Below are 11,858 nucleotides of genomic sequence, written 5' to 3' on the forward strand. Positions count from 1 at the left end.
CCCAACGGCGCAAAAAGAGTTATCGCAAAGGAGACAGGCATGGCAGAGCAATTTATCCTCCCAAGCTCGGGACTCGCGGAGGACGTGCTGGCCCGGTTCATCGAACAGGCCCAGGAGGAGGTGGACCGGGGCCTGTTCGATGCCGGCAGCCAGGGGGGCGGGACCTTGCAGTTGGTCACCTTTCGGCTGGGCAAGGAAGAGTACGGCGTCGACATCAACAGCGTCCAGGAGATCATCCGTGGGGGCGGTATCACCGAGGTCCCCGGGGCTCCCTCCCACGTAAGCGGCGTGATCAACCTGCGCGGCAAGATCATCCCGGTGGTGAACCTGCGCCGGCGTTTTTCCCGCCCGGAGATCGAGGAGAACGAGGAGCAGCGCATCGTGGTGGTGGAACTGGGCGAGAAGCGCCTGGGGATGCTGGTCGATTCGGTGCGCCAGGTGATCCAGTTCTCCACGAGTCTCGTGGAGGAGATGCCCGAGGACGCCACCACCCCCGAGGCGAGCTACATCCGGGGCATGGCGAAGCTCGACACCCGCCTGGTCATCATCTTGAACCTCAATCGCGCACTGCTGCTCTAGCACGGGGCACTACTCAGTAAAGGAGACGGAGATGTTAAAGAACGTTCGCATAGGTGGCCGGCTCGGCCTTGGTTTCGGCATCATGCTGCTCATCGTCATCGCGGTCGGCGCTACCGGCTACTGGGGGGTGAGGGAGAGCACCCAGACCACCGTCGCCATGCTGCAGGGGGACGCCACCATCTCGGAATACGCATCCCTCGCAGCAACCAACGTATTGGGACTGCGGCGCTACGAGAAGGACCTGTTCCTGAACCTCGGCAACCACGAGCACGAGAAGGAGTATCTCGGCAAGTGGAATGACCAGCGCGATCACCTGGTGAAGAACCTGCAGGAGTTGGAGAAGCTCGTGGTCCTGCAGAAGGAGAAGGACGCCGTCAAGGCGATGAAGGAGGAACTGGCCGCCTACGAGGCCGGCGTCACCAAGATCTACCAGGGGATCGAAGCGGGGCGCATCAGGACCCCGGCCCAGGCCAACGCTGCCACTGAGCCATACAAGGCGGGGATCCACAAGTTCGAGGGGGTCTCCAAGGAGATGGCTGAAGAAAGCAACCACCGTATGGACAGCAAGGAGAAGGTGATGATCGACCTGTCCCGGCACGTGACGCTCCTGGTGCTGGGGAGCATCCTGGTGAGCCTCATCGTCGGCATCCTGGTGAGCTTTTTAATCAGCCGCAGCATCACGGCTCCTATCAACGCGGCGGTCGAGATCGCGAAGACCGTGGCTGAGGGCGATCTGACCGTGGTGGTCGAGGTGAACTCCAAGGACGAGGTGGGTGAACTCCTCACCGCCATGCAGACCATGGTGCAAAACCTCATGGCCATGATCGGCAAGATCCGGGGCACCTCCGGCGAGGTGGCCTCCGCGGCGGGCCAGATCTCGGCCAACACCCAGCAGCTCACCAAGTCGGCCCACGGCCAGGCCTCGGCCACCGAGGAGACCTCGGCCACCATGGTGCAGATGGCCGCCTCCATCCAGACCGTCGCCGCCAACGCCGATTCGCTCGCCGCCAACGCGGACGAGGTGTCTTCCTCCATCGAGGAACTGGGGGCCTCCAGCGAGCAGGTGGCCAAGAGCGCCGACGTGATGGCGAGCGCGGTCGCCGAGACCTCGGCCACCATCGAGCAGATGACCATCTCCATCGACAACGTGGCGCAAAACGCCGACGAACTGATGACCTCCGTCGCCGAGACCTCCGCGACCATCGAGCAGATCACCGTATCCATTGACCAGGTGGCGACCAACTCCCAGGAACTGCAGAAAGTGGTGGCTGATTCCTCCTCCACCATCGAGGAGATGGCCGCGTCCATCCGCCAAGTGGCGAAGAACGTGGAGGAGGCGGACCAAGTGGCCAAGGGGGCGGCGAAAGAGGGGAACGCCGGCCTCGAGGCGGGGCAGCAGGCGGTCGCCGCCATGGGGCGCGTGGCCGAGGTAATCGAGAAGACCTCGGATTCCATCCTGAACCTCGGGCGGCGCTCCGAGGAGATCGGCAACATCGTCAAGGTGATCGGCGAGATCGCCGACCAGACCAACCTGCTCGCCCTGAACGCCGCCATCGAGGCGGCGCGCGCCGGGGACGCCGGGCGCGGCTTCGCCGTGGTGGCCGACGAGGTGAGAAAGCTCGCCGAGCGCAGCATGGGGGCCACCAAGGAGATCGCCCAGGTGATCCGCCAGGTGCAGGTAGACACCGGCGAGTCGGTGAAGTTCGGCGAGATCGCCTCGCAGGAGGCGAAGAACTCCATGGAACTGATCACCCTGGCCGGCAACTCGCTGGAGAACATCGTCTCCAGCATCGATCGTACCAGCACCCTCATGTCCGACATCGCCCGCATGACCGCCGAGCAGTCCAACGCCTCCAACCAGGTGCTCCAGGCGGTGGAGCAGATGAGCGGTGCCTCGGACGTGGTGGCCAACGCCGCCCGCGAGCAGGCCACCGGCGGCAGGCAGATCAGGATCGCCGTGGAGCGGATGAACCAGCTCACCCAGGAGGTGACCGGTTCCGCCAAGGAGCAGGCCCTGGGGAGCCGCCAGATCCGCATCGCCGTGGAGAACATGAACCAGGTGACCGGCCAGGTGACGATCGCCACCCGGGAGCAGTCCCTGTCCGCCCGCCAGATCGTCGGGGCGGTAAACAGCATGACCTCCATGACCCAATCGGTGGCCAACGCCACCGCCGAGCAGAAGAAGGGGGGCGAGATGGTGGTGGTCGCCATGGACAACATAAGCGACATCACCCGGGAAAACCTTTCCGCCGTGGAGCAGCTCTCGCGCGCGGCGCAGAACCTGACCCAACAGGCCGAGGAGATGACGGCGCTGGTGGGCACCTTCAAGGTGGCCTGATGCAAAACGGGGGCAACACGGCATACCGGGAGGGGGCAGCGGACCTCTACCTGGAGCGGATCCGGGAACGGGTCTTCGAGAAGAGCAGGCTCTACTTCGGCCCCCGCAAGCTGGCGCTGTTCAGGCAGCGCCTGGAGACCAGGCTGGCGCAGCTGGAGCTTCCCGATTTCTGCTCCTACTATAACCATCTGGAGCAGACCCCGAACGAGTACGCTGCCCTGCTCGACCTGATGACCATCAACGAGACCTTCTTCTTCAGAAACCCCGACCAGTTTCGGCACCTGCGCCTGGTCGCGCTCCCGGAGCTTGAGCTGGTGCGGGGGCGGGAGCTGATGCGCTCGTGGGGGGAAGCCGGCGGTGCCGGCGACAAGGTCATGAAGCTGCGCGTCCTGTGCGCCGGCTGTTCCACGGGCGAGGAGCCCTACACGGTGGCCATGACCCTCCTGGAGGGGCTGCGCTATCCCAAGGCGTGGGACATCGAGGTCGTGGCCGGGGACATCAGCCAGAGCTGCCTCGATATCGCCCGGGAGGGGTACTACGAAAACGACCGGCTGCAGCACATCCCGCCCCACTTGGTCCGCAAATATTTCACCGTCACCCCCACCGGCGCCTTCGTCTCCGAAGAACTGCGGGCGCTGGTGCGGTTCATGCCGCTCAACCTGAACCAGCTCATGGAAGGGGAACTCCCCCCGGGGATGACTACCGGCTGGGGGGGCTTCGACCTGGTTTTTTGCCGCAACGTGATGATCTATTTTTCGCCCAGCTGCCAGCAGCTCCTCGTGGGGACCCTCTCGCGGCTTTTGGCCCCGGGGGGGCACCTTTTCACCGGCGACGCTGAGCCGCTGCACCTTTTCAGCCACGACCTCGCCGCGGTTCCCGATGCGAGCTGTCTCGTGTACAGGAAATTGGAGAACGCCGAACATGCTTTCGCACTATGATGCCCCTGGCGCCGAACTCATCCGTTTGCAGGAACGTTCACTACCGGAGCTGCTCCTCTTCGTCGGCGATGCCGAACGGGGGCGCAAGAGCGAGGCCCTCGACACCATCATCGGTCGCGGGCTGGCAGCGATCTACCCCGCCCTGGAGGCGGCGGTCCGCGACAACGACGACGCGGACCTGAGAAACGGCGCCATGGAGGTGCTGGTGAAGATGGGGGGGGAGGCGGTGCCGCGCCTGAACCTGCTCCTCACTGACGGCGACGAGGAGATTCGCAACTTCAGCGCGGTGATGCTGGGAGACATCGGCAGCCGCGACGCGGTGGACCCTCTGATCCGGGCGCTGGCCGACCCCGACAGCAACGTGAGCCATTCCGCGGCGGAGGCGCTGGGAAAGATCGGCGACCGCAGTGCCCTGATGCCGCTGCTCGAGCTTTTGCAGGGGGAGTTCTGGCTGCAGTACCCCGCCATCTGCGCCATCGGCGAACTGCGCGACTACCGTGCCGTGCCGCACCTGCTGCCGCTGCTCGACAATGAGCTGCTGCGCGGCGCGGTGATCGAGGCGCTCGGCAAGGTGGGTGACCACCGCGCCCTTTACGCCCTGGCCGGGATCCTCCCCTTCGTGGAACCGGAGTCGGCGCGCAGCGCGGCGCGCGCCATGGCGTCCATCACCAACAGCCTGAACGACCAGATGAGCTACAAGAACAGCATCGCCATGGGGAGCCAGCAGGAACAGCTGCGCCAACTCCTCTCCGCGCGCGGCGTGGAGACGCTCAAGTCGATGCTGTGGGAAAGCGGCGACCTGGAGTCGTCCCGGGCGGCGGCGATGCTCCTGGGGTGGATGGGAGAGTTGTCCGCCATCGACGGTTTCTTCGGGCTGCTGGGGGACGAGGCCAACTATCAGGTGGTTGAAGACGCGGTGCTTTGCCTGGGGAGGGGCGCCGAAGACAAGCTTTTGGCCGCGCTCGATCATGACAGCGCCGCGGTGCGCCTGGTCGCGCTGCGCGCGCTGCGCTGGCTCGGCGTCCCCTGCGAGGCGGGGAAACTCGCGCGTCTGCTGTCGCGGGACGAGGAGGCGGTACAGCTCGAGGTGCTGGAGACGCTGCAAGACTTCCCGGAGGAGGCGCTGCTGCCGCAACTGCAGTTACTGCTGGCCGAGGGGAGCGACGCCCTGGCGCAGCAGGCGGCCGAGGTCCTGGCGCGTCATCGCCTGGGGCCGGTGCTGGAGCTTTTCGACCAACTGGCGCACTCCCCGTCGGAGCAGTCGCGCCGCCGGGCCGCCATGCTGCTCGGGTGCCTGAAGCAGGGGGGCGGCCTCGAGAACCTGCGCCTGCTCTGCCAGGACGACGAGCCCGAGGTGCGGGCGGAGCTGGTACGCTCCATCGGCAAACAACAGGTCTCCCAGGCTGTGCCGCTTCTGTGCCGGGCGCTGTGCGACCCGGAGGAGTCCGTGCGCGAGGCGGCGGTCCTTGCTGCGGCGGAACTGGGGGATGCCATGCTCCTGGACGAGCTGCTGGCCCTTTTGGGAAGCGGCCGCGAGGACCTCGACTACTGCGTGATCCGGGCGGTGGGCGACATGGGGGCGCGTGAGGCTGGGAGATTCCTGGTGGGGCATCTTGCCGGCGGCGTATCGCGCCAGCTGGAGTACGCCATCGTGGAGACCCTGGGCAAGCTCGCCTACACGGAGGCCTCCGAGCTGGTCGTTCGGCGCTACCTGAATCACTCCGACCCCGACTTCAGGAGGCTCGCCGTCTATACCCTGGGCGAACTGGCCGACCAGGAGTCGCTCAAGGGGGTTGAGGAAGCGGCGGGCGACCCGCACTGGAGCGTGCGCATGGCGGCCCTGCGCGTGCTGGGTAAGATCGGTGGCGGGCGCGAGCTGCCGCTGCTCTTGAAGGGAGTTAACGACGCTGACGCCATGGTGCGTAAGCACGCCATCACCGTGCTCGGGGAGCTGCGCAACCCGGTGACCGTGCCGGAACTGGTGGCGCTGCTCGACGATGCCGAGGTAGGGAGGCAGGCGTTCGAGGCCCTGGTCCACTTCGGGCGTGCCGGGCTTCCCTGGCTGCACCGTCTCATGAAGAAGAACTACAAAGCGGATCTGCGTGAGCGGGTGATCGACGTCATCGGCAAGATCGCGGACCGCAAGAGCGTGGACCCGCTCTTGGAACTCCTCGACGACGAGAGCGAGATCGTGCGGCTCGCCGCCATCGACGCGGTGTGCCACTGCTACGACTCCCTGCCGCTCAAGCGCCTGATCCAGGTCAGAAAGGACGACTGCAGCGTGGAAGTCCGGACGAGGGCGGAACTGGCCCTGAAGAGCTTCGCGCAGCAGGAATACCTGGGATGACCGTTGCGAAAGTCGCGATGCAGGCAGAGGAATTCAGGCTGATCAGGGAGTACGTGGCGGAAGCCGCCGGGCTCGTGCTGGAGGAGGGGAAGCAGAAGGGGCTCGCCGCGAAGCTCTCCCCCCGGCTGCACGAGTTGCGGCTGAGGAGCTTCACGGAATATTACAGCTACCTCAAGTTCTCCCCGGGGCGCAGCGCGGAATGGCAGCGCCTGGTCCCCCTGATCACCAACAACGAGACCTACTTCTTTAGGGAATCCGCGCAGCTCTCGGTCCTGGCGCAGGAGGTACTGCCGGCGCTCAAGGAGAGCAAGCTGGCGCGCGGGGAGCGCTCCCTCCGCATCCTTTCCGCCGGCTGCTCGAGCGGCGAGGAGGCGTACACCATCGCCATGCTCCTGCTGGAGTCGGGGGGCTTCTCCTGGGACTGGGACGTGCGCATCACCGGGGTCGATATCGACACGCGGGCGCTGGAGGCGGCCCGGCAGGGGGTGTACCGCGAGCGCGCCTTCTGGGCCACCGAGCCCCACCTGGTCGAGAGGTACCTGAAGCGCCAGGGCGACAGCTACGTGGTGCGGGACATCCTCAGGAAATGGATCAGCTTTAAGCAGGGGAACCTGCTCGAACTGGCCGACAGCGCGGGGGGGGAGACCTTCGACGTCATCCTGTGCCGCAACGTGCTCATCTATTTCGCGGACCAGACCGTCCAGCGCGTGGTGGATAACTTCGACGCCCTCCAGGCGCCGGGATCCTACCTGTTTCTGGGACACTCGGAGTCTCTGTCCAGGACCCAGGCGTCCTACCTGCCGCTGCGCTTTCCGGGCGCCATCATCTATCAGAAGAGGGAGTAGCAGCTTGACCGGTTCGCAGAGAAAAATAAGGCTCCTGGTCGTGGACGACTCGGCATTCGTGCGCCGGGCCATCATACGGATGTTCGAGAACAGCGCGGACATCGAGGTGGTCGGCGTCGCCGCCAACGGCGAAAGCGCGGTGGAACTGGCCAGGAACCTGGCCCCGGACGTGATCACCCTCGACGTGCAGATGCCGGTCCTGGACGGTCTTTCCGCGCTGGAGCTGATCATGAAGGAGTGCCCCGCGCCGGTGATCATGTTCAGTTGCCTGACCGGCAAGGGGGGGGAGAAGACCATGAGGGCCCTCGAGATCGGAGCGGTCGATTTCATCGACAAGAGCTCCGCGGGAGGGGCCATGGACATCGGCGCCCTGGCCAAGGAGCTGACCGGAAAGATCAAGGTCGCGGCCGGGGTCGACATGGAGAAGCTGCGCGGCGCGGCACGAAAGCCGGAGCCGGCGCGTCCCTGCCGCGGGACCGTGCACCGTTCCAGCACCGAGGTCGTGGTGGTGGGGACCTCGACCGGCGGCCCCCCTGCGCTGCAACAGGTCCTGAGCCGGCTCGAGCAGCCTCCCTGCCCGGTTCTCATCGTGCAGCACATGCCCCCGGGGTTCACCACTTCGCTGGCCGCGCGGTTGGACCGCAACAGTAGCCTGACGGTGCGGGAGGCAAGTGACGGCGAGACGGTCGTGGCGGGGAACGTCTATCTCGCCCCCGCCGGCTGGCACATGCGCCTCAGGCGCAGGGACGGCGTCCTCCAGGTCTGGCTCGACCCGGTGCCGGGCGGGCACCTGCACTGCCCGTCGGTCGACGCCCTCTTCGAATCCGCCGCCGAGGTCTGCGGCGGCCGGGCGCTGGGTGTGGTGTTGACCGGCATGGGGAAGGATGGGGCCGACGGGGCCCGCGCCATCAAGAAAGCCGGGGGGCGGGTGGTGGTCGAGACCGAGCAGACTGCCATCGTCTACGGCATGCCCAAGGCGGTCGCCGAAGCTGTCAGCGTGGACGCCGCCGTCCCCTTGTACCAGGTTTCCGATACCATCACCGCCATGGTTTAGCGACGATCGCCTCACCTGGGCGGCGGGGTTCTGCCCCGCCGCCGCATTCTCCCTGGGCCGGGACCGCACGCCCGGCTTTTCTGTCCGGCTTTCCTACCGGTTTTCTTCCCCGTTTCCTGCCGCACGCTTTGCCGCACCCGTCCTTGCCCGCACCGATGGTTCCTCACCGGCGCGACTCCCCGCATTCCGCTCCGCCCCTGTTTTACCGCACCACTTCCGCGCGCCCGTCCAGTACCGGCTCAAGCTCCTCCGAGAGCTGCCGATAAGACAGGGAACTCAACTCGCGGAGCCCGACCACATGCCTCACACCACCAGGATACTAGCCGTAGACGACGAACCCGTGTTCCGCTTCCTGCTGGAACGTCAACTGCGCGAGATCGGCTACGACGTGCTCACCGCGGCCGACGGGCTGCAGGCGCTGGAGATCCTCGAGCGGGAGCCGATGGACCTGGTGCTCTCGGACCTGGTCATGCCCAGGATGGACGGCCTGCAGCTGATCGGCTCGGTGCGGAAGCTGTATCCGGCCACGCCGATCATCGTGATCACGGCCCACGGCAGCGTGGAGAGCGCGGTGGAGGCGATGCGGCGCGGCGCCTATGACTACCTGGAAAAGCCCTACGATCCGGAAGACCTGCGCATAACCATCCAGCGTGCGCTCGACTACCAGCACGTGGTCCAGGAGAACGAGCAGATCAAGGGGCTTTTGACCGAGCGCTTCACCTTCCAGAGCATCGTGACGGTGAACCCCGCCATGAAGCAGGTGCTGGAGCTGGCCTCCCGGGTTGCGGCGGCGCGCCAAACCACGGTGGCCGTCTACGGCGAGAGCGGCTCCGGCAAGGAGGTGCTGGCGCGGGCGATCCACTTCGCCGGCATGGGGCTCCCCGCCGAGTTCGTGGCGGTGAACTGCGCCGCCATCCCCGAGCACCTGATGGAGAGCGAGCTCTTCGGGCACGTGCGCGGCGCCTTCACCGGAGCCGACCGCGACCGGGAAGGGAAGTTCAGCCTGGCCCGGAAGGGGACCATCCTCCTGGACGAGATCGGCGACATGCCGCTCTCCCTGCAGGCCAAGCTTTTGCGCGTGCTCCAGGAACGGGTCTTCGAGAGAATCGGCAGCAACACCCCGATTCCGGTCGCCTGCCGCGTCATCGTCGCCACCAACCGCAGCCTGGCCGACCTGGTCGCGGCGGGGCGCTTCCGCGAGGACCTGTACCACCGGGTCAACGTCTTCCCGCTGACCATCCCGCCGCTGTGGCAGAGAAAGGACGACATCCCGATCCTCTCCGGCCACATCCTGGAGCAGTTGCGCCAGCACCTGGGCAAGCCGCTGCCGGGAATCTCGCCGCAGGCCATGGACCTGATGCTGGAGTACCGCTGGCCGGGCAACGTCCGCGAGCTGCGCAACTGCCTGGAGCGGGCCGCCATCCTGACCGACAACGAGCTGATCCGTCCCGGCCACCTGGGGCTTGCCGGGGCCGCGCCGGAGGCGGGGCAGGAGAGCGCCGGTGCGTGTGCCACCGATTCGAGCCGCGTGAACTACCAGCTCACCCTTCCCGTCGAGGAGCTTTCCCTCGACGCATTGAACGAGCAGATCCTGGGCATTACGCTGGAGCGTTGCGGCGGCAACAAGTCCAGGGCGTCCCAACTGCTCAAAGTGAACCGCAAGGCCTTTTACCGTACCTGACCCCGCCTCGACTCTTCCTCTTGGCGCGTCCCCTCCTTTTTTATTCTCCCCACTCCCGGCTTCCCCCGCCGGGGACGGGGAATGATTCCGCTCCGGTGCAGGAAAGGTCATTGTCAATCGTCTGTTGTCAATTGACTGCCCCTCCTCTTTGTCCCGTTCGCACACACACTGTCCCGCTGGGGGACAACCGGGATTGTCCCGGTTCGATTCAACGTACCGGAAAGACGCCGGTTATGCTTTTGGCACCGGCTATGCTCATACAAGATCAAGGTGGTCCTAATTGTCCCACACGGGACAGGGCGACGGTACCGGCCACCAACCTCCCTCCGGGGAGGGTGCCGCCACTACTTCAGACACGGGAGACATGACATGAAAACGATCAGAGATCTTAAAGTAGGGGTCAAGCTGGCAGCAGGGTTCGCCTGCGTGGCCATCATAGCCGCAGTGATCGGGTACATCGGTATCAAGGTCACCAACGACCTCAACCGGGAAGGGAAAAGGACCTACGAGACGGTGACGGTTCCCCTGGGTGAGCTGGCCGGGATGTCGGTCTCCTTCCAGAGGGTGCGCATCAACTTGCGGGACGCGGTGGAGGCGACCGACCCGACGCAGCGCCAGCGTTACGTGGACACGGTCACGACGCTGCGGCAGAACATCTCCGAGCGCACCGCTCGGTATGAGAAAACCGTCACCAGCGACGAGGAGCGCGGCCTGTTCCGTGACTTCGTGCAGGCGAGGTCGGCATACCTGGGCTACGTGGAAAAGATCCTCGCGCTGGAGGGCTCGGGACACGATGCCGAGGCCAAGGAGCTTCTGCACGGTGCGGGCAAGGACGCGGCCCTCAAACAGCAGGATTTGCTGGACAAGCTGATGGCGCTGAAAGAGCGCCAGGGGAAGGATACCGCCCGGAACAACGAGGCGGCAGCCGTGTCGGCGGCCAGATCGATTGGTGCTTTCATCGCGCTGGGGCTCATCCTTGCGCTGGTGCTGGGCGTGGTCATCACGAGGTTGATCACCCGCCCGCTGGACAAGGCGGTGCAGGTAGCGAACCGGTTGGCCGAAGGGGACCTGACCGTCGAGGTGGTGGTTGATTCCCAGGACGAGACTGGCCAGCTCCAGCAGGCCATGGGGCACATGGTGCAGAGCCTGCGGGGCCTGGTGTCCCAGACCGTGCAGATTTCCAGCAGCATTGCGTCCGCTTCGACCCAGTTGCAGGGTACCTCCGCCCAGATCGCCACCGGCGCCGAGGAAGTCGCTTCCCAGACCGGGACCGTGGCCACCGGCAGCGAGGAGATGGCTGCCACCAGCGCGGACATCGCCCGCAATTGCGTTCTGGCCGCCGAGGCTTCGCGCCAGTCCACCGACTCCGCCAACCAGGGGGCCAAGGTGGTGCAGGAAACCATCGTAGGCATGGAAGAGATCGCCGGCCGCGTGCGCAGGACCTCGAAGACCGTTGAAGCGCTGGGGCACCGTTCCGAAGAGATCGGCGACATCGTCGGGACCATCGAGGACATCGCGGACCAGACCAACCTGCTGGCTTTGAACGCCGCCATCGAGGCGGCCCGGGCCGGCGATCAGGGGCGCGGCTTCGCGGTCGTCGCCGACGAGGTGCGGGCGCTGGCCGAGCGGACCAGCAAGGCGACCAAGGAGATCGGCGCGATGATCAAGGCGATTCAGGGCGAAACCCGCGACGCGGTGCGCGCCATGGACGAGGGGGTGCAGGAGGCCGAGAAGGGAGCGGCCTCGTCGCAACGCTCCGGCCAGGCGCTGGAAGACATCCTCAGGTGCATCAGCGAGGTTTCCATGCAGGTGAGCCAGATCGCCACCGCCGCGGAAGAACAGACCGCCACCACCACGGAGGTCACCTCCAACATCCAGCAGATAACGGACGTGGTGCAGCACACCGCGCGCGGGGCCGAGGAAACCGCCATGGCCGCCGCCCAGTTGGCCCAGCAGGCAGACGAACTACAGACGCTGGTGGCCCGCTTCAGGGTAGCCTAGCCCGGCGCTGCGGCTGGACGGAAAGCGGGACCGCGACATTGCACTCAAGGATGACGCGGTTCCCCCCGATGAATG

General features: G+C 66.0%; 8 protein-coding genes. All 8 read left to right on the top strand.

Annotated elements, in window-relative coordinates; genetic code table 11:
* Window positions 1-39: 39 nt before the first annotated feature.
* The gene (locus JFN90_RS10580; RefSeq protein WP_215906765.1) at window positions 40-579 is read left to right on the top strand and encodes a chemotaxis protein CheW; all 540 of its coding nucleotides are present in this window, start codon (window positions 40-42) and stop codon (window positions 577-579) included.
* A 31-nt stretch (window positions 580-610) separates the two neighbouring features.
* Complete coding sequence (locus tag JFN90_RS10585; RefSeq protein WP_199395087.1) at window positions 611-2,917, top strand: methyl-accepting chemotaxis protein; 2,307 nt, start codon at window positions 611-613, stop codon at window positions 2,915-2,917.
* Entirely contained in the window at window positions 2,917-3,855 is a 939-nt protein-coding gene (locus JFN90_RS10590) for a CheR family methyltransferase (RefSeq protein ID WP_199395088.1), read from the top strand. The genes JFN90_RS10585 and JFN90_RS10590 overlap by 1 nt, the downstream gene beginning before the upstream one ends.
* Window positions 3,839-6,202, top strand: a complete 2,364-nt coding sequence (locus tag JFN90_RS10595) for a HEAT repeat domain-containing protein (protein ID WP_199395089.1) — start codon at window positions 3,839-3,841, stop codon at window positions 6,200-6,202. The genes JFN90_RS10590 and JFN90_RS10595 overlap by 17 nt, the downstream gene beginning before the upstream one ends.
* A complete protein-coding gene (locus tag JFN90_RS10600) occupies window positions 6,199-7,047 on the top strand; it encodes a CheR family methyltransferase (protein WP_199395090.1) in 849 nt (282 codons plus the stop codon). The genes JFN90_RS10595 and JFN90_RS10600 overlap by 4 nt, the downstream gene beginning before the upstream one ends.
* Before the next feature lie 4 nt (window positions 7,048-7,051).
* Window positions 7,052-8,101: a protein-glutamate methylesterase/protein-glutamine glutaminase gene (locus JFN90_RS10605; protein ID WP_199395091.1), complete on the top strand. Its 1,050-nt coding sequence runs from the start codon at window positions 7,052-7,054 to the stop codon at window positions 8,099-8,101.
* A gap of 298 nt (window positions 8,102-8,399) precedes the next feature.
* Entirely contained in the window at window positions 8,400-9,782 is a 1,383-nt protein-coding gene (locus tag JFN90_RS10610) for a sigma-54-dependent transcriptional regulator (protein WP_199395092.1), read from the top strand.
* Window positions 9,783-10,151: 369 nt separating this feature from the next.
* Window positions 10,152-11,783 (top strand): methyl-accepting chemotaxis protein, encoded by a 1,632-nt coding sequence (locus tag JFN90_RS10615; protein WP_199395093.1) that lies wholly within the window; start codon window positions 10,152-10,154, stop codon window positions 11,781-11,783.
* Window positions 11,784-11,858: the final 75 nt, after the last annotated feature.

Source organism: Geomonas propionica, from assembly GCF_016458235.1.
In the GTDB taxonomy this organism is placed as follows: domain Bacteria; phylum Desulfobacterota; class Desulfuromonadia; order Geobacterales; family Geobacteraceae; genus Geomonas; species Geomonas propionica.

Bases quoted from the DNA above. Each gene is read 5' to 3' on its own strand.
- JFN90_RS10615 (WP_199395093.1), top strand. From the start codon at position 10,152: ATGAAAACGATCAGAGATCTTAAAGTAGGGGTCAAGCTGGCAGCAGGG.
- JFN90_RS10590 (WP_199395088.1), top strand. From the start codon at position 2,917: ATGCAAAACGGGGGCAACACGGCATACCGGGAGGGGGCAGCGGACCTC.
- JFN90_RS10580 (WP_215906765.1), top strand. From the start codon at position 40: ATGGCAGAGCAATTTATCCTCCCAAGCTCGGGACTCGCGGAGGACGTG.
- JFN90_RS10600 (WP_199395090.1), top strand. From the start codon at position 6,199: ATGACCGTTGCGAAAGTCGCGATGCAGGCAGAGGAATTCAGGCTGATC.
- JFN90_RS10610 (WP_199395092.1), top strand. From the start codon at position 8,400: ATGCCTCACACCACCAGGATACTAGCCGTAGACGACGAACCCGTGTTC.
- JFN90_RS10585 (WP_199395087.1), top strand. From the start codon at position 611: ATGTTAAAGAACGTTCGCATAGGTGGCCGGCTCGGCCTTGGTTTCGGC.
- JFN90_RS10595 (WP_199395089.1), top strand. From the start codon at position 3,839: ATGCTTTCGCACTATGATGCCCCTGGCGCCGAACTCATCCGTTTGCAG.